Source organism: Martinezella sp. CNPSo 3890 (genome assembly GCF_057784455.1).
Genome location: NZ_JBXSOR010000002.1, coordinates 214,997 through 236,567 on the forward strand (window position 1 = coordinate 214,997; position 21,571 = coordinate 236,567).

The window sequence follows — 21,571 nt, forward strand, 5'->3', positions numbered from 1 at the left end:
AGCCGGCTGCGAGCTCTATCTGAAAGGAGCATTCAATGAAACACCATGCCCTTCAAGACATTCAGACCGTTGCCAATGTCAATCTCGGATATCCGCACCGGCTGCCCGCGATGACCAGGCGCGAACGTCTCGAACGATGGGTGGATCTTCTCGATGACTGTGGGCATCAAGCACTTTCAACCCTGGACGAGACAGAATTTCAGCCTGCGAGGGAACGCGCGGTCATGCGCGCGGACAACTCGCCTCTGTCAGTAGCGTTTGCCGACCAGCTCATGCATGAAGCGGGCCTGAAAGACGACAGCTACGGCGAAGCCAAGCGATTCTTCGAACTGAGTGACAATCAATTGCATAGGCTTCTCTGTCATTGCCACTTCGGGCCAACGGTGCGTGCATCGACGGCCGCGCATAACGTTCGTGCAATCATTGCTGCAGGCGATCGGCCGGGCATTTTGACCAGGCTGCGTAATATGTTCGGCGAGAAGATCCGCTTACTTGATCGTCGTTGTTGATACGCCGGCTGGAACGAACTGAAATGGAGGTTCAAATGAAAACATTTATCATTGTTACCAGCGTAGCGTTGTGTCTCACGGCTTGCTCTTCGACAGAGCAAGGCGCCGGGATCGGCGCCGCCACGGGCGCCGTGGTTGGCGGCGTAGCAACAGGCAATGTTCGCGGCGCCGCGGTCGGTGCAGCCGTGGGCGGAGTGTCCGGCGCCTTGATCGGGAACGTCGCAGGACAGCCCGGCCGCTGCTACTACCGCGACCGCAACGGGAACCGCTATGTCGATCGCTGTTGAGCTTAGCAGACGTGGTCGGTGTCGTTCTTGAACAATCCATAGGAGCGGATTCGCCCTTACACCACGCGCGAACGTCGCTGGAACGGTGAGGAAAGGGCAAGGAGGCCAAGATGGCCGACTACCAGCGCATGCGCGATCACATGATTGAGGCGCACATTAAGCGGCGCGGGATACGCGACGAGTATGTTCTCAATGCGATGCGTGCCGTACCAAGAGAACGCTTCGTCGCCGAGGGCATGGCCGAGTTCGCCTATGAGGATGCGCCTCTCGCTCTCGGGGAGGGGCAGACCATTTCCCAGCCCTATATCGTGGCTTTGATGATCGAGGCGGCGGAGGTGCGCCCGGGCGATCGCGTGCTCGAGGTGGGAGCCGGCTCGGGCTACGCGGCCGCGGTGATCGGCCAGATCGCGGCGAATGTCTATGCGATCGAACGCCATGAAGCCTTGGCGGTGCCGGCGAGACGGCGCGTGTCCGACCTCGGCTATGACAATGTGGAGATATTTGCCGGCGACGGTACGCGTGGATTTCCCGACCAGGCGCCATTCGACGCCATTCTGGTGGCTGCGGGCGGCCCTGCCGTGCCGGAAGCGCTGAAGGAACAGCTCGCGATTGGCGGGCGGCTTGTAATCCCCGTGGGCGAGGAGTTCGGTCAGAGGTTGTGCAAGATCGTTCGGCGCACGGCGGTACGCTATGAGGAGACGGATCTCGGTGCTGTGATGTTTGTGCCCCTGATCGGCGAGCAAGGCTGGTCCGAGGATGGCCGGCGCGCGGCAAGCAATCATAAGCCGGGTGCGTCTCGAAAGCAGAGCCTGCCGGAAATGATTGCCGAAGCAGCGGAAGACCTACCGAACTTCGATGATCCTGCCTTCGGGCACCTTTTCGACCGCTTCGGCGACCGGCGTGTGGTTTTGCTCGGGGAGGCGAGCCACGGAACCGCCGAATTCTATCGTGCCCGGGCTGCGATCACGCGCTACCTGATCACCCGTCGAGGATACACAATTGTTGCGGTCGAAGCGGATTGGCCGGACGCGGCGAAAGTAGATCGATATGTCAGACATCGGTCGGCGTCCGGGCGTGAGAAGACACCATTCCAACGGTTTCCAACCTGGATGTGGCGCAACACAGAGATCCAAGCGCTGATCGAATGGATGCGCAAGCATAACGCAGCTATCGACGCAGAGGACCGCACCGGCTTCTACGGGCTCGACATCTACAACATGTCCGGCTCGATCGGTGCAGTGCTTGACTATCTTGATACGGTCGACCCGCAGGCGGCAGCGATCGCCCGTGAGCGCTACGGCTGCCTGACGCCTTGGCAGAAAAACCCCGCGACCTATGGCCGGGCGGCACTCAGTCGCGGTTACGCGGAATGTGAGCAGGCGGTGATCGACCAATGCCAGGATCTTTTACGCAGGCGGCTGGATTATGCCAGGCACGACGGCGACGCTTTCCTCGATGCCGCCCAGAATGCCCGGCTGATCGCTTCCGCGGAGCGCTACTACCGCATCATGTATTATGGCGGAGCGGAAAGCTGGAACCTGCGTGACACCCATATGTTTGAAACGCTGCAACGCCTGCTTGACGCGAAGGGACCGGATGCCAAGGCGATCGTCTGGGCGCACAACAGTCATATCGGTGACGCACGCTTTACCGATATGGGTGCAACGCGTGATGAGCTTAATATCGGCCAGCTTTGTCGAGAGGCTTTCGGAGGTGAGGCGGCTCTCATCGGTTTCGGCACCCATACTGGCACGGTGGCCGCCGCGCATGACTGGGATGGAGACATGGAAGTCATGCATGTGAATCCCTCCCGACCTGACAGCTACGAGCGGATCTGTCATGATGCGGGAGGTGACAGCTTCCTGCTCGACCTGTCGCCTGGCAAGCACGAGCCACTCCGGCGCCGCCTTTCCGAGCCACGACTGGAGCGCTTCATCGGCGTCATCTATCGGCCCGACACCGAACTGTGGAGCCATTACAGCCAGGCGATCCTTCCCGAGCAATTCGATGCCTATGTCTGGTTCGATGAGACGCAGGCAGTGGAGCCGCTTGGGATTGAGCACCATCGCGGCATGCCGGAAACCTATCCCTTTGGTGAATAGACGATGCTTCGCGACATTGATCGTGTCCTGGCCAAGCTCGTTGCGAGCTTCACCTCTTGCGGAGAAAAATGCGCTTTCTAAATTTTTCGGCCATCGGCACACCAGGTAAAGGGAGGAAACAATGACAAGTCACGTGTTTGACCGCCCTCTTTTCGTGAGAGGGAAGCACTTCATTCAGGAAATATGCTGCCTCGACGACATCATTGATTTCCTTGAGGAATGGCCGGAGGAGAAACGCGACGTCGCGCATGTCGTCATGCTGAGGGCCTGGAGAGATGTGGTAGCCGGTCAGTTTCCATTGAGTGCAGTGAGGAAGAACTTCGAGCGGTTCCTGAGAAAGAACGATATGTTGGCATCGATCGAGGAGTTTCCATTTCGTCAGCAGAGCGCCGGCGATCGCGACATCGGTGGCGTTTGACGTTTTCGTGCATCGTCGACGAGATCGCCCTGCTTACCCGCCCGCATCCCGGCTTGTCGTGAGGGTCTCTCATGCGGAACTTCAATGGCCGCTGAGTGTTTCCTGTAGATGCCGGACAATGACTTTCATATACGCTGGGATGCATCCGCGCTCGCATTGTTGCGGTCGCGCATTCGCGGCTTTGAATGGCCGTACAACGCTGCGGACAGCGGATGGCGTTATGGCTGTGATCCCGATTTCCTGCGCCGTTTTTGCCGTCATTGGGCAGACAGCTATGATATCGAAGCCGGCGAGGGCATACTCAACCGTTATCCGCAGCTGCTCGCCGAAGTCGCGCCGGGGATGCGGCTGCACGTCGTTCATGTACGCGGCGAGGCGCAGGGGCGGCGTCCGCTCCTGCTGATCCACGGTTGGCCGGGTTCGGTCTACCAGTTCTGGCCGGTCATCGATGCACTGGCTTTCCCGTCACGCTTCGGCGGCACGCCGATGGATGCATTCGACCTCGTCATCCCTTCGCTGCCCGGCTACGGCTATTCGGATAAGCCGGCCGCGCCAGTCGGCCCGCGCGTCACCGCCGGGTGGCTTGCGCGCCTAATGCGCGACGCGCTTGGCTATCAAGATTATCTGGTGGCGGGGACCGACTGGGGTGTCGTCATCGCCGCCTGGCTCGCTCTGGATCACCGCGAAGACGTACGTAGCATCCACATCGACTATCCCGGCGCGCAACCCGCGGCGGCGCCGACGACCGACGCGGAACGCGCCTATCTCGAGGCATTCGGAGCGGCCGAAAACCGGCTCGGTGCATACAGCCGGCTCCACGCGACGCGGCCGCAGTCGCTCGCCTTCCTGGCGGCGGGTAACCCCGTCGCACAGGCGGCCTGGATTCTCGAGCGCTTCCATGACTGGGCGGATCTGCGTGGGCGTGCGATCGATGAGGTCTTCGGTCTCGATACCCTCATCACTAACCTCATGCTGACCGTCATGACCGATAGCTTCGGATCGGCGACCTGGATGTATGCCGGTGCAGAATCAGAGGGTGCACGACGCCTGCCGGAAGGATGTCGGGTCCCCGTCCCGGTGGGGTTCGCAAGCTTCCCCGATCCGCGTCATCCGCGGCCGCCACGGAGCTGGGTCGAAAAGGGTTACGACGTCGTTCATTGGCGAGAACACGATCGCGGCGGGCATTTCGCCAGCATGGAAGTGCCGGATCTCGTCGTCGCCGATCTCCGGGATTGGGCGGCGTCTTTGGCCAATATCCACCGGAAGGTCGATGGTATCGTCGACGCTGAGAAAAAGGGCGACTGACTGAGCGAGGACAATTTCGTGGCGAAGTCGCCGGGAACCCTGTGGCGAATTCATGGTTAGGCGTGCTCACGGCGGTCCTTCGGACCGTGTGGTCTTCCTGCTGAAATCGACATCGGAAAGGGTATCGGATGTCTAATCCAGAAGAAGCCCCGGCCTCGGGGGTCACGAGGCGCACACTCCTGGCCGGGACAATCACGTCTGCAACGGCCATTTCAGTCGGTGCTGCCTCGAAAGAGCAAGAAGCGCGGCTCGCTGCGGTGTCGACGCAGTCCACGGTCCCGATAAAGATGAAGATCAATGGCCAATCCTATCAGTTCAGCGTTGACCCGCGCACATCGCTCCTGGATCTCCTTCGTGACCATGCGGGCCTGACGGGTACAAAAAAGGGCTGCGACCACGGGCAATGTGGAGCGTGCACGGTGCTCACCGATGGAAAGCGGACCTTGTCCTGCATGAGTTTCGCGGCGATGAATGACGGGCACAAGATCACCACTATCGAAGGTCTTTCGTCGGTTAATGGGCGTCTGCATCCGATGCAGCAGGCGTTTATCGACCACGACGCCTTCCAATGCGGTTACTGCACGCCCGGTCAGATCCTGTCCGCGGTTGCCTGCGTGCACGAAGGACATGCCGGTAACGATGCCGACATTCGCGAATACATGAGCGGCAATATCTGTCGATGCGCGGCTTACCCCAACATCCTCGCTGCCGTGAAACAGGCCCGCGACGAGATGGAGAAGCTCTGATGCTACCTTTCAGTTATCAAACTGCTCGTGATGTCGGCAGGGCCATCGCGGAGGCGAGCGAAGCAAAGGAAATTCCTCCAACCGCCGCGCCGTCACAGTTCATCGCCGGTGGCACGAACATGTCCGACTACATGCGGCTCGGCGTCAATCGGCCGTCGCGTCTGGTGGATATCAACTGCATCGAGGATCGATCATTGAAGACGATCGAGATCGGTGATCCCAATATTCGTCTCGGCGCTCTGGTCCGCATGAGCGAGGTCGAGGACCATCCGGAAATCAACCGAAGATGCCCGATGCTTGCCGAAAGCCTGAAACTCGCGGCCAGCCGACAGATCCGCAATATGGCAAGCCTTGGCGGCAATGTGCTGCAGCGGACGCGCTGCGAATATTTCCGCGAGATTTCATGGCCTTGCAACAAACGCGATCCCGGCTCCGGCTGCGCTGCCATCGAAGGCTTCAACCGGCAGCATGCGGTGCTCGGGACTAGCGACTCCTGTATAGCGACCTATCATGGAGACTTTGCCCAGGCGCTGATTGCTCTCGATGCCTCCGTCGACATATCAGGCCAATCCGGCAGACGGCGTATCGGCTTTGCAGAACTGCATCGCCAGCCGGGCGATCGGCCGGATGTCGAAACGACGCTGCGGCCAGGCGAGATCATTACGGCCATCGCGGTGAATGTCCCGGCCTGGGCTGCACGATCTCGTTACCTCAAGATACGCGACCGTCAGTCCTATGCCTTCGCCCTCGCTTCCATAGCCGTCGCAATCAACCTCGATGGAGATATCGTGCGCGATGCGCGTATCGGTCTTGGCGGGCTGGCTACCGTTCCTTGGCGCGCCACGGCGGCCGAGGAGGCGCTCCGGAACAAGCCACTCACGGAGGAAAGCGCCTCAATCGCGGCACAGGCCGCGTTTGCGGACGCCCGGCCGCGCGAGCATAACGCCTTCAAGATCGAGCTTGGAAAACAGACATTGATACGGGCCTTGCTCGAGGTTCGGGATATGAGGATATGACCATGAACGAGGCCGCACCACCTGCAAAGGAAAACATGGGTGAGCCACTGCCGCGGATCGATGCCCGCCTCAAGGTTACGGGAAAGGCATCCTATCCCGCCGACATTCCGGTCAACAATCTCGCGCATGCGATGCTGGTGACCAGTGCTGTAGCGCGGGGTCGCTTGACATCGCTGCATCTGGACCAGGCGCGGGCCGTGCCAGGTGTAATTGACATCATTACTCATGAGAGCATCCGAGATGAGCTGGAACCCCCCGAATTCGGGACATCGGGATCGACTTCAATTGGGCCTCTCCATGATACGAAGATTTGGCATGACGGCCAGATCATCGCGCTGGTTTTGGCCGAGACCATCGAGGCCGCCCGCGAAGGCGCCATGCGCATCACCCCCGATTACGAGGCGGAGAAGCCGAGCACGAGCTTCGGGTCGGAGGGCACGGAAACCGTGGCTGCGGCAGAAGCGAGCAAGCAGTTCAAGGAAGACGTCAAGGCGGGCGATTTCAACGCCGCCTTTGCTGCCGCGGACGTCAAGATCGACGCCGAATACGAGATGCCGACGCAACATCACAATCCGATCGAACTGTTCTCCACGACTGCTTATTGGCGAGGGGATGAACTCGTTGTTCATGAACCGAGCCAGAATGTCTACGGCTGGAAAGTCGAGATCGCGCGGCAGCTGAAGATCAAACCTGATCAAGTAAGGGTGGTCAGTCCCTACATCGGGGGTGCCTTCGGATCGAAGGGGCCGATAACGCCGCGAACAGCCATCGTCGCGTTTGCCGCGCGCAGGCTTGGTAGGCCGGTGCGGTGTGTCGTTACCCGACCACAGGCGTTCACCACGCAGACCTACCGTGCCGAAACGCGCCACCATATCCAGATTGGCGCGTCGCGGGACGGCAAGATAACTGCTCTAAAGCACGAGGGCTGGGAGGTGACGTCCCGTCCGGATCCTTATGTGGTCGGCGGAACGAAGACAACCGGCCTCATGTATGATTATGGATCGGTACTGACTAAGGTTTTTCTGGTCAAGGCGGACAGGCCGACGCCGAGCTATATGCGTTCCCCACCGGAAACCCCCTATGTCTATGCACTGGAAAGCGCGATGGACGAGATGGCGGTTGCTCTTAACATGGATCCGGTAGAGTTCAGGCGCGTCAACGATGCCGTGAAGGAGCCGATCGAAGGCCGCCCCTTCTCCAGCCGCTCGCTGATGGAATGCTACGATGAGGCGGCGCGCGAATTTGGCTGGTCGAAGCGCAATCCGGATGTAGGCAGCATGCGGGATGGCGACTGGCTTGTCGGCATGGGCTGCGCGACAGCGATCTATCCGACCAATATCGCGCCTTGCGCAGTTCGCGTCACCCTGACCGATGATGGGCGGGCACGGGTCCAGACCGCCTCCCATGAAATCGGCACCGGGGTGCGCACGATTGCCGCCCAGGTTGCGGCGGAACAATTGGGGCTCGACGTAAGCGCCGTCGAGGTCGAGATGGGTGATACGCGGCTTCCGCCGGCGCCCGTTGCCGGAGGCTCGAATACGACGGCCAGCGTCTCTTCAGCGATCATCAAAGCCTGCTGGGAAATCCGCGAAAAGCTCGCCTACGCGGCGGTGACATCAAATGACGGGCCACTCGCCGGCCGAGATCCGCATTCGATCATGCTCAGAGAGGGTAAGCTCGTCATCGGCGAGAGCTCGCAGGGCCTCAAGGACGCTTTCAAGCAGTTGGGCGCCGGCGTCATCGAGCAATATAGCGAATTTCGTCCTGACGCTGCTTCCGCGGAAGCCGTTTCCAACCTTTACAAGGGCAAGCTGGAAATGGTGAGCGGTGATCAAGGCAAGAAGGTGAAATATGCCTTCGGTGCTGAATTCGTCGAGGTCCGCGTTCATCGGAGAACGCGGGAAATTCGCGTCCCTCGGATCGTCGGCGCCTTTGGCGCTGGCCGGATCATGAATACCCGGACGGCTCGCAGCCAGCTTATGGGCGGGATGATCTGGGGAATTTCGTCGGCCCTTCACGAAGCGACCGAATTCGACCGGCGCGATGCCCGCGTCGTCAATCGGGATCTGCAGGACTATCTCGTGCCGGTGAATGCAGACATCCAGGACGTAAAAGTCATCCTTGTGTCGGAGACCGATCCGGACGTCAACCCGGCGGGCGTCAAGGGGCTTGGCGAACTCGGCAACGTCGGAACGGCGGCCGCGATCACCAGTGCGGTCTACCACGCTACCGGCAAGCGTATCCGCAAACTTCCGATCCGCATCGATAACCTGATTGGCTAATGTCAACGTAGGCACTTTCTCGCGCCAAGACGTGCTTGTTCCCATTGGCAGGCACCCGGATGGGGCCACAGTTCCCTTATGCCGGCAAGCCATTCTTGCCGGCATTTCCGCCTTGGCCACCGGCGAGCATGCCAATGCTCATGAAGGTGCGGATCACAGCGGTCGCTTTTCGGTACGTCGTCGCGCCCCCGCCAGTGACGCCCCACGTCGGCACGATGGTCAATACCAGTGGTTCGAAGATTTAATGTTCTCCCTCCCAGCCCCCTTGGCGCGCCGCAGCGCTTGTCATGCTTCCATCATTCGAGGCCGGCTGCTAAGTGCGGAGCGCCTAGGGGTTCCGAAACCGGTAGGTGGACAAGCATCGGGGAACTGAATTGCGGACATAGTGTTGGCAAAGAAACAGGATCGCTGGGACACTCGAGAACCGGATGAATATTCTTCGCAATGAACGTCGTCTGTTCGGATTTGGCATGTGCTGATACCTTTTCAGGGCCTGGTTAGAAAGGTGTGCACCTCTTCGGCTTCACCGCATTCTAACGAAATGTCTCTTCATTGAGGATAGTGCAGCGAGGAAGGCGGGGAGGCGATCGAATTCCCTCGACGGCATCGCCTTCGTTGCCGGTCTTGCCAGGGCTCGGGCGGCCATTACTTTTACCGGGAAACCTGTGACATATGTCGGGTGCATCTGCTGGAGCAAGGGGAATGATGCTGGAAGATCTATACCGCCTTTTGCGAACCGGACATGTCCAGGCACAGGGAGTGGTCGATACGATGACGCAGCCGATTGTCGTTCTTGATCAGAACTTGTGCGTCGCGACCGCAAACAACGCTTTCTTGAAAACGTTCGAGGTCGAGCGGGATGATATTCTGGGAGAGAGTTTCTTTGATCTCGGCAATGGTCAGTGGGATATTGCCGAGCTCCGGCAGCTGATCGCCGCGGTTATCCCAAAAGCAGCCGCTGTCATCGGGTACGAAGTCGCGCATGATTTTCCAACTATCGGCAGACGCACGTTCCACGTCGATGCGCGCCGTCTTGTGCACCCGGATGACAATAGCACCAACATCCTTGTCCTCTTCGACGACGTGACGGAAATGCAGCGGCACGAGGCCGAGAAGGATTTCATCATTTCGGAAACGCGCCATCGAATGAAGAACCTTTTCGCGGTCGTGCGATCACTAGCGATGCAGATGGATGCGGAAGATCTGACGGGCGTTGACTACCGCGATCGTTTCCTGGGGCGCCTAGAGGTCACTCTTCATGCCCAGGAGATCGCGGCCATCAATGAAACGACCGATTTTGAAACCCTGCTGAGGCAATCGGTCAGCGAGCTTGGAATCGATCGTCTCCATTACCAGGGGCCAAGAGTGCAGATTCGGGGCTCGGAGATCGTGCCAGTCAGCATGATGTTCCATGAGCTGGCAACGAATGCGTTGAAGTACGGCGCGCTATCCGCCCCAGGCGGTGCCTTGCATGTCGAATGGTCGCTGGAGGAAGTGCCGGAGAGCCGCTCTTATTTTGTGTGCCGGTGGCGCGAAACGGGCGGCCCCGCGATCATGCCGCCGACGAGAAGAGGCTACGGCACCGAGCTGATCGAAGGCACTTGCCGCCATCTTGGTGGAACGGTGGAACTTAACTTCGATCCAAAAGGTTTGACTGCCATCATCAAGCTCCCTTGGAAACGTTCATGAGCGAACCTGAAAATGACAAGGCTCTTGGCAGGATCGTTCTTGTGGTTGAAGACGAGTTCCTTATCGCCATGGAGCTGGAAAGCGTGTTGACCAGTAGCGGATTCGAGGTCCTGGGTCCGGCGAGTTCGGTCGGGCAAGCCCTCAACCTGCTGAGGAGCCAACGTCCGGATGCCGCTGTTCTGGACGTCACTCTCGGCAGCGAGAAGGTTACTCCGGTCGCTTTCCTTTTAAAATCATGGGATGTCCCGTTCGTCCTCGCCAGTGCAAGCGATGCGGCGGAACTTGCCCGGCATGATGTTTTGGCCAAGGCACTCAATCTCGGGAAGCCCACCGACATGAAACGTCTTGTGGACGTCGTTCAATCCTTCTTTAGCCGCTGACGATGGATAAAGCGGCGATCCGTCAAGTGAACGCCGCGAACGTGACCGCGTCGATTGGCATGCTACTCCTTTGAGGCGATCTGGAATACCAGCGAATGGGATGACACGAGCGACACGCCGTCCCTGGCTCGGTGTCAGCGCTTCCGCCGCGGGCTGGTTAACAATCGAACGACCGAAGGTTAGATGGTTCAGATCTTCTTAAGCACAACTATTCGTGGAGGTGGGGCAGCAATATCGTCGGAAAAACGACATTATTCGAGATCCGAAATGCCAAGCCTTTCGATCATCCAGACGATGCTTGGGAACCATCTCAATGCGGAATAGTTCCGTCCGGCGGATGACCACCTGGAAAGGGCTGTCATGAAGAAGCGGAAGCATGAAGAGATGACGGATCTCCCTCGCTCGCGACCAGCGAAATATGAGGAAACCGAGGGCGCGACCGGTGCGATCGAAAGGCCGGCCATCCCACCGGTCATGAAAAAGGGAGAGAAGCCGTCTTCCAAGAAAAGCAAGCACAAGGACGATACCGGCGGGGAAGGGGACTGAATCTCGCGGTTGCGCAATAGGGCTTGGCGGCTTTATCCCACCCAGTTCGTGATCCAGTAGGCTATTGCCGAGATGGCCGCCGCCGCGGGCAGGGTTATTATCCATGCGACGACGATATTGCTCGCCAATCCCCATCGAACCGCCGAGATCCGCCGCGCGGCGCCGACACCGACGATTGCGCCCGTGATCGTATGGGTCGTCGAGACCGGGATGCCAAGCCATGTCGCGGCGAACAAGGTCAAGGCGCCACCGGTCTCAGCGCAAAAGCCCTGCATTGGATTGAGCCTCGTGATCTTCGAGCCCATCGTGTGCACGATCCGCCAACCGCCAAACAGTGTCCCTAGCGCCATCGCGGACTGACAGGATAACACTACCCACAGGGGCACGTGGAACTCCGCTCCGGTATGACCTTGGGAGTAGAGCAGTACGGCGATGATGCCCATGGTCTTCTGGGCGTCGTTTCCGCCATGGCCGAGGGAGTAGAGAGAAGCGGAGGCGAATTGCAGGATGCGGAAGGTGCTGTCGACGGCGAAAGGCGTCTGGCGAACGAATATCCATGTCACGCATAGGACAAGGAAGAGCGCGAGCACGAAGCCAAGCAGTGGCGACATGACGATGGCGCCGGCCGTCTTCAGCAGGCCGGACCAAACAATGGCATCCATGCCGATCTTCGCCACGCCGGCACCGACGAGGCCACCGACCAGAGCATGCGACGAGCTTGATGGGATGCCGAGTACCCAGGTCACGATGTTCCATATGATCGCCCCCGTCAGGGCCGCGAAGATGACCTGTGGCGTGACGACGTTGGGATCGATAATGCCGGTGCCGAGGGTTTCGGCGACATGAAGCCCGAAGAACAGGAAAGCGATGAAATTGAAGAATGCGGCCCATAACACGGCATATTGCGGTCGCAGGACCCGGGTCGAGACGATGGTGGCAATTGAGTTGGCTGCATCGTGCAGCCCATTCAAAAAATCAAAGAACAATGCCACCGCGACGAGGCCCACCAGCAATGGGAAAGCGAGAGTGGCCTCCATCAGACGTTCTCGATTACGATGCCGTTGATTTCATTGGCGACATCTTCGAAACGGTCGACAACCTTCTCCAATTCACCAAAGATCTCGCTGCCGATGATGTAGGCCATCGGGTTGGTGGCGCCATACCGGCGAAAGAGATCTTTTAGACCTTGATCATGTAGCTCATCGGAGCGACCCTCGACCTTTACGACCTCTTCGGTGAGCGCGCTGAGGCGAGAAGAGTTGGCACTCATGCGATCAAGGAGAGGGATTGCCTCGGCTACCAGTTTTGCGGCCTCGACGATCGCCTTGCCCATTTCCTGCATACCGGGATCAAAGCTGTCCTGTTCGAATAGCCGGATCGTCTTGACCGTCTTATGCATCATGTCGATAGCATCGTCCATTGACATGATGAGATCCTTGATGTCGCCACGGTCAAAGGGCGTGATGAAACTGCGCCGAGTGGCAAGCAGAACTTCGCGCGTGATGTCATCGGCCTCGTTCTCGAGCTCAACAATGCGCTGGCAGTGCTGCTCCGTGTCTTTGCCGGCCAGCAATTCATTCAGAGCTTCCGCCGCGCTGACGATCGTGCGCGAATGTCGAGAGAAAAGATCAAAAAACCGGTCTTCTCTCGGCATCAGTCTACGAAACCAGTTCACTTTCCGCACTCCAAACAGGCGTTGTCATAAATCCGTCATAAATGAGGAGGCCCGACATGGAAAGCCGAGACATCCGCAAAACGGCGCTCTCTGACAGCCTCATCACAAGATTTGAACTGCTTATGCGCGGTCTAGTCGGTTCCCGTGACCGTCGAAGAAATGCAGGCTCTCGGCGGAAGCGGTAACCGGGCATTCTGTGTCCATTGCGAGCCGGGACCGCCCCGAAACTCGAAAGACGACGGTTTGGCCGTCCGCCAGGGTGCCGTAGACATAGCTCTCCGCCCCGACGAGCTCCACCGCCTGGATACGCACTTTCGCGCTGAAAGCCGCATCGCTCGCACCGCCGGCCAGGTGAAGATCCTCGGGCCGGACGCCGACCGTCATGTCAGCGGCGCCAAGGCGGCTGTCAGGCGAAAGCACAATTGTGCTGTTTTCGGTAGGTTTCAGAAGATTCATCGAAGGCGAGCCTATGAAGGTCGCAACGAAGGTCGTGGCCGGTCGTTCATAGAGCTCGATGGGTGTGCCGACCTGCTCGATCCGTCCGCCATTCAAGACGACCAGGCGATCGGCCAGCGTCATGGCCTCCATCTGGTCATGGGTGACATAGACGCTCGTGGTCGCGAGAGATCGTTGCAGCCGTTTGATCTCGACACGCATTTGCACCCGCAGCTTGGCATCGAGATTGGAAAGCGGCTCGTCGAACAGAAACGCCGCCGGCTCGCGCACGATGGCACGACCCATCGCCACGCGTTGCCGCTGACCGCCGGAGAGTTGACGTGGTCTGCGCTCAAGGAGGGATTCGATTTCAAGCGATCGTGCCGCTGATTGGATGCGCTGGTCTATTTCGGCTGCTGGGACATTCCTGTTCTTCAGGCCATATGCCAAATTCTGTCGCACCGTCATGTGCGGATAAAGCGCATAGTTCTGAAAGACCATCGCGATGTCGCGCTCCGAGGGTTCCAGACGATTGACGATACGACTGCCTATGTTGATTTCGCCTGAGGTGATGGCTTCAAGGCCTGCGATCATGCGCAGGAGCGTGGACTTGCCGCAGCCGGAAGGCCCGACCAGGACGATAAGTTCGCCATCGGCGATATCGAGCGACACGCCCTTGATCGCGTCGACGTTGCCGCCGTAACTTTTGCGGACGTCCTTGAGAGTGATCCCGGCCATTATTTCTCCGTCTCCACCAGACCTTTGACGAACCAGCGCTGCATCAGCACCACGACGAGGATGGGCGGAATGATCGCCAAGATCGCCGTTACCATCACAAAATTCCACGGTGTCGCCGCGTCGGCGAAATCCACCATCTTCCGGAGCCCGATGATGATGGTCGACATCTTCGCGTCATTCGTGACCAATAGTGGCCACAAATATTGCGTCCAGCCATAGATGAAGAGGATCACGAACAGGGCGGCGATATTGGTTTTCGATAGCGGCAACAGGATATCGCGCATGAAGCGGAATGGGCCGGCATTGTCGATGCGGGCGGCTTCAAGGAGTTCACCCGGCACCGTCAAGAAGAACTGCCGAAACAGGAACGTCGCGGTCGCTGATGCCATCAGCGGCAGGGTCAGGCCGGCATAAGTGTCGATCATGCCGAGATCCACGATGACCTTGTAGGTCGGCAGGATGCGTACTTCCACCGGCAGCATCAACGTGACGAAGATCATCCAGAAGAACACCATCCGCGGCGGAAAGCGGAAGAAGACAATGGCGAAGGCCGAGAGAAAGGAGATCGCGATCTTGCCGGCGGCGATGATGACAGCGACAACAAACGTGTTCCAGAGCATCCGTTCAAGGCTGACGCCGACCACGCGCTCGACACCGCCGTTCAGCGCCTCGCCATAGTTCTCGACGAAATGGCCGCCGGGCAGCAGGAAGATCGGCGGCCGCAAAATCTCGGCCGACGTCAGCGTCGAGGCAACGAAGGTATAATAGATCGGGAAGGCGACGATGATAATGCCGATGACCAGCATCAGATGGCCGATGAGATTGGCGACGGGACGCTTTTCGATCATCGGTAATCCTCACGCATAATGCACACGCTTCTCGACGAAGCGGAATTGGAATGCCGTCAGCGCTATGACAATCACCATGAGGATGACGGACTGAGCCGCGGAAGAGCCGAGGTTGAGATTGACGAAGCCGTCATTGTAGACCTTGTAGACGAGGGTCTCCGTCGCCTTCGCCGGCCCGCCGCCGGTGACGGCATGGATGATGCCGAAGGTGTCGAAGAAGGCGTAGACCGTGTTGACCACCAGGAGAAAGAAGGTCGTCGGCGCAAGCAGGGGAAAGACGATCGTCCAGAAGCGCCGGTTGCCGCGGGCGCCGTCGATGGATGCGGCTTCCAGCAACGATTTTGGGATTGCCTGCAGTCCGGCAACGAAGAACAGGAAATTATAGCTAATCTGCTTCCAGGCGGCGGCGATGATGACCAGCACCATGGCCTGATTGCCGTTCAGCAGGGGGTCCCAGGCAAGTCCGTTGCGACGCAGGATATAGGCCAAGGTACCCATTGCAGGATTGAACATGAAGAGCCAGAGCATGCCGGCGACGGCGGGTGCGACGGCATAAGGCCAAATCAGCAGCGTTCGATAGAGTGTCTGGCCGCGCACCACCTTGTCGGCGGCGGTTGCAAGCGCGAGCGCGACGCTCATCGACAGCAGCGCCGTCGCGATACTGAAGATCACCGTCACCTGGAGGGAATGCAGGTAGGTCTCGTCGGATAAGATGGTGCGAAAATTCGCAAGCCCTACGAAGCCGCTCTTCAGTCCGAAAGGGTCTTCGCGCTGCGTCGATTGATAAAGCGCCTGGCTTGCCGGCCAGAAGAAGAACACGATCGTCAGGACGATTTGTGGCGCGACGAGGAAATAGGGTAGGATCTTGTTGGGAAAGACAACGCGCTGCACGGCGATCTCCTAGGACGAGAAAACGGCTCGCAGCCTTGTCGGCCGCGGGTCAAATCGCATCAGCCCATCAATTGCCAATGGCTTGCTGGATAGCGGCATCGCCACGCTGGACAGCCTTGTCGAGCGCCGTCTTGGCATCTTCCTTGCCGGCCAGCATCGCCTCGAACTCCTCGTTCATGATATCGCGTACCTGCGGCAGGTTGACGAGGCGAACGCCCTTGGAGTTGGCCGTCGGCGCCTTGCCGAGCATTTGCAGGATCGGCGTTTCGCGGCCGGGATTCTTGTCATAGAAGCCGGATTTTTTTGTTTCCTCATAGGCGGCCATCGTCACCGGCAGGTATCCGGAAACCTGATGCAGGCGTGCCTGGATCTTGGTCTGAGACAGGAAATGGAAGAATTCGGCAATGCCCTTGTATTCTGTGTCGCTCTTGCCGGCAAACACCCAGAGGCTGGCGCCGCCGGGAATGGTATTCTGTGGGCGGCCTTCGCCTTCGTAGTAAGGTAATTGGCCAATACCGTAATTCATGCCGCTCTTGATGATGTCGCCGAGGCCTCCCGACGATTCCGTCAGAATGCCGCATTCTCCCGAGGTAAAGAGCTGCTTTGCCTCCGATGTGCGGCCGCCATAGCGGAAGGTGCCATCCTTGGCGAGATCGGCGATCGACTGGAAATGCTGGACGAAGAGAGGCGTATTCAACGCCAGCTTGACGTCGGTGCCTCCGAGACCATTTTCGTTGGAGCCATAGCTGATATTGTTCCAGGCGGCGAAATTCTCGGTCTGAATCCAGGTCAGCCAGGTCGAGGTGAGGCCGCAGGCCGATGCCCCGCTCGACTTGATCTTCTTGGCGGCGTCGAAAACCTCCGGCCAGGTTTTCGGCGGGTGCTCGGGGTCGAGCCCGGCCTTCCTAAAGGTATCCTTGTTGTAATAGAGGATCGGTGAAGACGAATTATAGGGGAAGGACAGCATCGTGCCATCCGGCTTGGAATAGTAGGAAACGATACCGGGCAGGTAGAGCGACTTGTCGAATGTATAGCCGCCCTTTTTCAGAACTTCAGCCGCCGGCATGATCGCGCCTTCCGCACCCATCATCACGCCACTGCCGGCGTCGAAGACCTGCAGGATCGCCGGCGCCTGCTTGGCGCGAAACGCCGCAATACCGGCATTCAGCGCTTCCGGATAGGTGCCCTTGAACACCGGAACAATCTTATAGTCCTTCTGGCCGTCGTTGAATTCCTTGGCCAGTTGCTCGACGACTTCGTTGTTGGCACCCGACATGGCATGCCACCATTGCAGTTCGGTCACTGCAAGCGCGTGCGACGTCCCTCCGAATGAAATGGCAGCCGCTACAAGGCAGCTCCACGCGAGGCGATTAGGCATTTTTCCTCCCATTATGATCCCTTCCATGAAACGATTGGCTAACCCTCCTTGATCAGCCAGTCCCGCTTTGCGCAGCGTGGCCACCCGATTTGGCGGCAGATTTGCAAGCGCGTTCATTTAAACTAATGCCTACTCGGCTGTTGTCTACCGGGAAAACTTATAAGCCAGCTATCTTTTTAAGATCATCGATCGCACCCGGGGCAGCACCCAGAACCACCGATCCCTTGGTCAGACGTTCACCTTCCGTCGGAAAGGGATGGTACCAGCCGCCGGCTTCCTTCACGAGGCAATAGCCGGCCAGGCAATCCCAGGCATGCATATAGGGTTCGTAATAGCCGACCAAGCGGCCGGCGGCGACATAGGCGAGCATCAAGGCGCCCGAGCCGTTGCGGATGAAATTGCCGCCGGCTTCGAGAACCTGCTCGACCATCTTCGCGACAAAGGCCGGTGAGACATGGTTGTTGGCGCCGATGCCGGTCACGGCGTTACGGATGTTGCGCGATACATCCAGCTTGAGGCTCTTGCCGTTCAAGGTGGCACCCTTGCCGTGCGCGGCGACGTAAAGCTCATCGTGGCATGGTGCGCGGATGACGCCGATCACGGGAATGCCGTCATGCAATACCGCGATGGAAACGCACCAGTTCGGCATGCCGCTGACGAAGGGACTTGTGCCGTCGATCGGATCGACGACCCAGGTGTAGCCGGAGCTGCCCGTTTCCAGACCATATTCCTCGCCGAGAATGCTATCTTGCGGGTGCGCTTCATGGATGCGTCCACGGATGAGATTTTCAACCTCCCGGTCGGCGATCGAAACGACATCCTGCGGGTCGCGCTTGGTTTCGATGATCAGGGTCTCGCGGCGCTTGAAATAGTCGAGCGCGAGCTTGCCGGCCTCACGGGCGATGGTCTCGGCAAGGGCGAGACGTGCTTCGAGATCGGCGAGGGGAGCGGAGGTCATGCAATTATGTCCTTAATCGTCTGATGTTTGACGGCAATCAGCCGCTGATGACGGCAATGCCGCGATCCTTGAAAGCGATCGTGACATCGGTGTTGGGAGGAAGGGCGGAATCGACCGTGGCATCGACAACGAAGAGCGATCCGCGATCGGTCTTTACCTCATACTCGACATGATCGCCGAGATATGCGGAATGAGTTATCTGGCCATGGAACTGGCCGTTGCCTGTCCTTGGCGTCAGAATGATCGCGTTCGGCCGGACGGCAAGCTGGGCGGGGCCGTGTTTGACTGAACGGTTGCTGATCCTGTGGCGAAGTCCTTCGATGGCGATTGTGACACCATCGTTGTCGGTTTCGACAACGTCGCACGGCATGACATTGGCCTCGCCCATGAAGTCGGCGATAAAGGCGGACGCCGGGGCATCGTAGAGTTCGCGCGGCGCACCTTGCTGCGCGATACCGCCATCCTTCATGACGATGATGCGATCGGAAACGGCGAGCGCTTCGTCCTGGTCATGGGTCACATAGACGGCGGTAAAGCCAAGCCGTTGCTGCAATTCGCGAATATCCGTCCGCACGCGCCGGCGCAGCCGGGCATCAAGATTGGAAAGCGGCTCATCGAGAAGCAGAACCTGCGGCTCAACGACGAGCGCACGGGCCACGGCGACGCGCTGCTGCTGGCCACCGGAGAGCTCGGCCGGAAGACGCGAGCCCATGCCGGCAAGGCCGACAAGACCAAGCGCACCCTCCGCCTTCTCGCGCGCTTGACTGCGTTTCATGCCGGAGGATTCCAATCCATAGGCGACATTGTCGAGCGCCGTCATATGCGGAAACAAGGCATAACTCTGGAAGACCATCGAGACGTCACGCTCGTTTGCCGGAAGCATGGTGACATCCTTGCCGCCGATCAGAATACGGCCGGAGGAGGGATGTTCCAGCCCCGCCAGCATGCGAAGCGTCGTCGTCTTGCCGCAGCCGGAGGGGCCGAGCAGGGTGACGAGCGTGCCGGGCTCGATGGTGAGCGAGAGATCGGGAATGGCCGTGAACGCTCCGAAGGTTTTTCGAACATTCTCGAAGACGACGGAACCGGGAGCCTTCGGATTCATGCGGTTTTCTCCTGAACGAGGGATGTAGGCGCGGTCGGCGACGGTATTATCGCGACACGGTTCACGCGCCGCAGCCGCCTTTCTCCGACGAGCAGCTGGAACCCGGCGATGACCGATATCATGACGACGATAAGCGCGGAGGAATAAGCGATCGCGACGCCATATTCGCCGTTTTCGACCAGACCGACGATATAGGCAGTGGACATGTTGTACTGGGCGCTGACGAGGAAAATAACTGCGCTGATCGAGGTGATGGCCCGTACAAAGGAATAGACCAGCGCCGCGGTGATCGCCGGCCGCAGCAGCGGCAGGATCACCTTCCGAATGGTGCGCAGGCTGTCGGCTCGCAATGTCAGCGATGCTTCATCGAGGCTTTTGTCGAGCTGGCTCATGGCGGCAACGCCACCGCGCACACCAACCGGCATGTTACGAAACACGAAGCAGGCAACGAGAATCAGCGCCGTTCCGGTCATCTCCAGGGGCGGCAGGTTAAAGGCCATGATGTAGCTAATGCCGATGACCGTGCCGGGGATGGCAAAGCTCATCATCAGCGCGAATTCGAACAGGCCGCGACCGACGAATTTCTGGCGCACGATCAGATAAGCCGTCAGCAGGCCGACGGCAGCCGTCAAGGGCGCGGAGATCAGGGCGATCTCCATCGTCGTCCAAAAGGAGTTCCATGCAACGCCGGTCCAGGCAAGACCGCCATCGTCGCGCAGGCCGATCGAGAAGGCCTTGACGTAATGTTCCACCGTCAGCGTGTTGTCGAGACCCCAAGTGCGGACAAAGCCGCCGAAGAGGATCATGAGGTAGACGACGACGGTAAAGATCATCCAAGGGATGACGAGCGCATGGACGGCGATGGAGAGGCCGCGGGGCAGGGCGCCATGAGCGCCTGAATCTCCCTTGCCTGTCACCGTCGCAAAGCTCTTGCCCTGTAGCCACAGGCGTTGCGCGAGGAAGGCGCTCAGTGTGAAGACGAGCAGGATCATGGCAAGGACCGCCGCGCGTGAAGGATCGTTCTGTGCGCCGACGACACTGAAGAAAATCTCCGTCGACAGAACTCCATGGCTGCCGCCGAGAACCATCGGATTGCCGAAATCGGCCATGCTTTCGATGAAGCCGATCAGGAAGGCGTTTGCGAGGCCTGGTTTCATCAGCGGCAGGGACACCCGCCAGAAGGTGCGCCAACGATTGGCGCGTAAAGTTTGAGAAGCCTCTTCCATCGACGGGCTGACGCCTTCGACCACGCCGATGAGGACAAGAAAGGAAATCGGCGTGAAGGAGAGAACCTGCGCGATCCAAATGCCGGTCAGGCCATAGAGCCAGCGGCTGGGTTCCGTTCCGAAGATCGAAGCCGCGGCCTGTGTCACGACGCCGGCCCGTCCGAACAGCAGGGTCAGCGCGAGACCGACCACGAAGGGCGGCGTGATAATCGGCAGGATCGTGAGAAGCCTCAGTCCCTTCTTGAAGGGAAAGCGGGTGCGGGTGGCGACAAGCGCAAAGCAGAGCCCGAGCAAGGTCGACGCGCTTGCCGTCAGGATAGCAAGCCAAAGCGTGCGCCAGGCGACGCCGCAGCGGTCGCCGCCGACAATGCAGCTGAGGCTCCAGATCGACGGGTCCTGGATGTTCGTCGTGAAGCCGCTGGGATCGAAGGATCCGTCGAACGACTGGAAGGCTCCGAGGAACATGCTGCCGACGGGATAAAAGACGAAGATCGCGACAAGGACGATCAGCATGGTAATGGCGCTGACGACGAAGGCATCGCCCTTCATCGCGCCGCGTTCGGCAAGGCCGAAGGAAAAGAACAGGACGAAGACGATGCCAAGGATAATGGCGCCGGCACCCATCGCTGGCTGGCCGTCCGCCAGCGCACCGAAGATGGTCTCGAAGATCGACCAACTCCAGCCCGACGGTGTGATCGCTAGTCCCTGCAGCGACAAAAAGGCAAAACCCAACGCACCGGCGAGCGCCATCAGCGCACCGCGCGGCATCGCTTTGGAGATGAAGCGCGCGATGCCACCGAGCATAAGGAGCCCGGCGGCGATCGCGAGCCACCATCGACCGTGACTGACGATTTGCAGGATTCCAGGCGCTGTGGAGGGGTCGCCGGGAAAGCCGCTCAGCCAGCCAAGGCCGAAGAAGCCGCCCTCTATGCGATACCATGGGAGTAGTATCAGGGCGGCAATGCCGAAGATCAGCGTAACATCCAGCCGGCGTTTGCTATTGGTCATGGTCGGATTCGCATCCCGTTCAGCAAAAATCA

20 protein-coding genes are annotated in these 21,571 nt (G+C 59.3%); 11 read left to right on the forward strand and 9 right to left on the reverse strand.

The genetic code is table 11. From position 1 onward, the window contains the following. Positions 1–35: 35 nt before the first annotated feature. The 11 genes from AC13RC_RS07175 (at position 36) to AC13RC_RS07225 (ending at position 11,280) form a co-directional block, all read left to right on the forward strand. Positions 36–509 (forward strand): hypothetical protein, encoded by a 474-nt coding sequence (locus tag AC13RC_RS07175; RefSeq protein WP_488556823.1) that lies wholly within the window; start codon positions 36–38, stop codon positions 507–509. A 35-nt stretch (positions 510–544) separates the two neighbouring features. Further along, on the forward strand, positions 545–796 hold the full coding sequence (locus AC13RC_RS07180; RefSeq protein WP_095437759.1) for a YMGG-like glycine zipper-containing protein: 252 nt from the start codon (positions 545–547) through the stop codon (positions 794–796). 110 nt (positions 797–906) lie between these two features. Then, on the forward strand, positions 907–2,898 hold the full coding sequence (locus AC13RC_RS07185; protein WP_488556824.1) for a protein-L-isoaspartate(D-aspartate) O-methyltransferase: 1,992 nt from the start codon (positions 907–909) through the stop codon (positions 2,896–2,898). 121 nt (positions 2,899–3,019) lie between these two features. Beyond that, the gene (locus AC13RC_RS07190; RefSeq protein ID WP_488556825.1) at positions 3,020–3,316 is read left to right on the forward strand and encodes a DUF982 domain-containing protein; all 297 of its coding nucleotides are present in this window, start codon (positions 3,020–3,022) and stop codon (positions 3,314–3,316) included. Positions 3,317–3,424: 108 nt separating this feature from the next. After that, positions 3,425–4,621 carry an epoxide hydrolase family protein gene (locus tag AC13RC_RS07195; protein ID WP_488556826.1) on the forward strand — a complete coding sequence of 399 codons (1,197 nt, stop codon included), beginning with the start codon at positions 3,425–3,427 and terminating at the stop codon, positions 4,619–4,621. 128 nt (positions 4,622–4,749) lie between these two features. Next, positions 4,750–5,367 (forward strand): (2Fe-2S)-binding protein, encoded by a 618-nt coding sequence (locus AC13RC_RS07200; RefSeq protein ID WP_113388641.1) that lies wholly within the window; start codon positions 4,750–4,752, stop codon positions 5,365–5,367. Then, the gene (locus tag AC13RC_RS07205) at positions 5,367–6,383 is read left to right on the forward strand and encodes an FAD binding domain-containing protein (protein ID WP_488556827.1); all 1,017 of its coding nucleotides are present in this window, start codon (positions 5,367–5,369) and stop codon (positions 6,381–6,383) included. Before AC13RC_RS07200 ends, AC13RC_RS07205 begins: the two co-directional genes overlap by 1 nt. Before the next feature lie 2 nt (positions 6,384–6,385). Next, positions 6,386–8,665 (forward strand): xanthine dehydrogenase family protein molybdopterin-binding subunit, encoded by a 2,280-nt coding sequence (locus tag AC13RC_RS07210; RefSeq protein ID WP_113388643.1) that lies wholly within the window; start codon positions 6,386–6,388, stop codon positions 8,663–8,665. Between the two features lie 702 nt (positions 8,666–9,367). Further along, complete coding sequence (locus AC13RC_RS07215) at positions 9,368–10,354, forward strand: PAS domain-containing protein (protein WP_113388644.1); 987 nt, start codon at positions 9,368–9,370, stop codon at positions 10,352–10,354. Beyond that, positions 10,351–10,734 carry a response regulator gene (locus tag AC13RC_RS07220; RefSeq protein ID WP_488556828.1) on the forward strand — a complete coding sequence of 128 codons (384 nt, stop codon included), beginning with the start codon at positions 10,351–10,353 and terminating at the stop codon, positions 10,732–10,734. Before AC13RC_RS07215 ends, AC13RC_RS07220 begins: the two co-directional genes overlap by 4 nt. Before the next feature lie 360 nt (positions 10,735–11,094). Beyond that, positions 11,095–11,280, forward strand: a complete 186-nt coding sequence (locus tag AC13RC_RS07225; RefSeq protein WP_113421069.1) for a hypothetical protein — start codon at positions 11,095–11,097, stop codon at positions 11,278–11,280. 32 nt (positions 11,281–11,312) lie between these two features. Here the strand turns inward: AC13RC_RS07225 and AC13RC_RS07230 are convergent, their stop codons facing one another. From AC13RC_RS07230 to AC13RC_RS07270, 9 genes are all read right to left on the reverse strand, one after another. Continuing rightward, on the reverse strand, positions 11,313–12,317 hold the full coding sequence (locus AC13RC_RS07230) for an inorganic phosphate transporter (protein WP_488556829.1): 1,005 nt from the start codon (positions 12,315–12,317) through the stop codon (positions 11,313–11,315). Beyond that, on the reverse strand, positions 12,317–12,934 hold the full coding sequence (locus AC13RC_RS07235) for a DUF47 family protein (protein WP_113353096.1): 618 nt from the start codon (positions 12,932–12,934) through the stop codon (positions 12,317–12,319). The genes AC13RC_RS07230 and AC13RC_RS07235 overlap by 1 nt, the downstream gene beginning before the upstream one ends. Before the next feature lie 141 nt (positions 12,935–13,075). After that, a complete protein-coding gene (locus AC13RC_RS07240) occupies positions 13,076–14,128 on the reverse strand; it encodes a sn-glycerol-3-phosphate import ATP-binding protein UgpC (protein WP_488556830.1) in 1,053 nt (350 codons plus the stop codon). Then, complete coding sequence (ugpE, locus tag AC13RC_RS07245; RefSeq protein ID WP_488556831.1) at positions 14,128–14,976, reverse strand: sn-glycerol-3-phosphate ABC transporter permease UgpE; 849 nt, start codon at positions 14,974–14,976, stop codon at positions 14,128–14,130. Before ugpE ends, AC13RC_RS07240 begins: the two co-directional genes overlap by 1 nt. Before the next feature lie 9 nt (positions 14,977–14,985). Next, on the reverse strand, positions 14,986–15,867 hold the full coding sequence (gene ugpA, locus AC13RC_RS07250) for a sn-glycerol-3-phosphate ABC transporter permease UgpA (protein WP_113353099.1): 882 nt from the start codon (positions 15,865–15,867) through the stop codon (positions 14,986–14,988). Between the two features lie 67 nt (positions 15,868–15,934). After that, a complete protein-coding gene (ugpB, locus tag AC13RC_RS07255; protein WP_368518497.1) occupies positions 15,935–17,245 on the reverse strand; it encodes a sn-glycerol-3-phosphate ABC transporter substrate-binding protein UgpB in 1,311 nt (436 codons plus the stop codon). Positions 17,246–17,402: 157 nt separating this feature from the next. Further along, complete coding sequence (locus AC13RC_RS07260) at positions 17,403–18,203, reverse strand: inositol monophosphatase family protein (RefSeq protein WP_488556832.1); 801 nt, start codon at positions 18,201–18,203, stop codon at positions 17,403–17,405. A 37-nt stretch (positions 18,204–18,240) separates the two neighbouring features. Beyond that, positions 18,241–19,305 carry an ABC transporter ATP-binding protein gene (locus AC13RC_RS07265; protein WP_113396551.1) on the reverse strand — a complete coding sequence of 355 codons (1,065 nt, stop codon included), beginning with the start codon at positions 19,303–19,305 and terminating at the stop codon, positions 18,241–18,243. Next, complete coding sequence (locus AC13RC_RS07270) at positions 19,302–21,539, reverse strand: ABC transporter permease (protein ID WP_488556833.1); 2,238 nt, start codon at positions 21,537–21,539, stop codon at positions 19,302–19,304. The genes AC13RC_RS07265 and AC13RC_RS07270 overlap by 4 nt, the downstream gene beginning before the upstream one ends. Positions 21,540–21,571 lie beyond the last annotated feature (32 nt).

What these genes read in the sequence shown, in the direction of transcription:
- AC13RC_RS07175 (WP_488556823.1), top strand. Translation starts at nt 36, where the DNA reads ATGAAACACCATGCCCTTCAAGACATTCAGACCGTTGCCAATGTCAAT.
- AC13RC_RS07180 (WP_095437759.1), top strand. Translation starts at nt 545, where the DNA reads ATGAAAACATTTATCATTGTTACCAGCGTAGCGTTGTGTCTCACGGCT.
- AC13RC_RS07185 (WP_488556824.1), top strand. Translation starts at nt 907, where the DNA reads ATGGCCGACTACCAGCGCATGCGCGATCACATGATTGAGGCGCACATT.
- AC13RC_RS07190 (WP_488556825.1), top strand. Translation starts at nt 3,020, where the DNA reads ATGACAAGTCACGTGTTTGACCGCCCTCTTTTCGTGAGAGGGAAGCAC.
- AC13RC_RS07195 (WP_488556826.1), top strand. Translation starts at nt 3,425, where the DNA reads ATGCCGGACAATGACTTTCATATACGCTGGGATGCATCCGCGCTCGCA.
- AC13RC_RS07200 (WP_113388641.1), top strand. Translation starts at nt 4,750, where the DNA reads ATGTCTAATCCAGAAGAAGCCCCGGCCTCGGGGGTCACGAGGCGCACA.
- AC13RC_RS07205 (WP_488556827.1), top strand. Translation starts at nt 5,367, where the DNA reads ATGCTACCTTTCAGTTATCAAACTGCTCGTGATGTCGGCAGGGCCATC.
- AC13RC_RS07210 (WP_113388643.1), top strand. Translation starts at nt 6,386, where the DNA reads ATGAACGAGGCCGCACCACCTGCAAAGGAAAACATGGGTGAGCCACTG.
- AC13RC_RS07215 (WP_113388644.1), top strand. Translation starts at nt 9,368, where the DNA reads ATGATGCTGGAAGATCTATACCGCCTTTTGCGAACCGGACATGTCCAG.
- AC13RC_RS07220 (WP_488556828.1), top strand. Translation starts at nt 10,351, where the DNA reads ATGAGCGAACCTGAAAATGACAAGGCTCTTGGCAGGATCGTTCTTGTG.
- AC13RC_RS07225 (WP_113421069.1), top strand. Translation starts at nt 11,095, where the DNA reads ATGAAGAAGCGGAAGCATGAAGAGATGACGGATCTCCCTCGCTCGCGA.
- AC13RC_RS07230 (WP_488556829.1), bottom strand. Translation starts at nt 12,317, where the DNA reads ATGGAGGCCACTCTCGCTTTCCCATTGCTGGTGGGCCTCGTCGCGGTG.
- AC13RC_RS07235 (WP_113353096.1), bottom strand. Translation starts at nt 12,934, where the DNA reads ATGCCGAGAGAAGACCGGTTTTTTGATCTTTTCTCTCGACATTCGCGC.
- AC13RC_RS07240 (WP_488556830.1), bottom strand. Translation starts at nt 14,128, where the DNA reads ATGGCCGGGATCACTCTCAAGGACGTCCGCAAAAGTTACGGCGGCAAC.
- ugpE (WP_488556831.1), bottom strand. Translation starts at nt 14,976, where the DNA reads ATGATCGAAAAGCGTCCCGTCGCCAATCTCATCGGCCATCTGATGCTG.
- ugpB (WP_368518497.1), bottom strand. Translation starts at nt 17,245, where the DNA reads ATGCCTAATCGCCTCGCGTGGAGCTGCCTTGTAGCGGCTGCCATTTCA.
- AC13RC_RS07260 (WP_488556832.1), bottom strand. Translation starts at nt 18,203, where the DNA reads ATGACCTCCGCTCCCCTCGCCGATCTCGAAGCACGTCTCGCCCTTGCC.
- AC13RC_RS07265 (WP_113396551.1), bottom strand. Translation starts at nt 19,305, where the DNA reads ATGAATCCGAAGGCTCCCGGTTCCGTCGTCTTCGAGAATGTTCGAAAA.
- AC13RC_RS07270 (WP_488556833.1), bottom strand. Translation starts at nt 21,539, where the DNA reads ATGACCAATAGCAAACGCCGGCTGGATGTTACGCTGATCTTCGGCATT.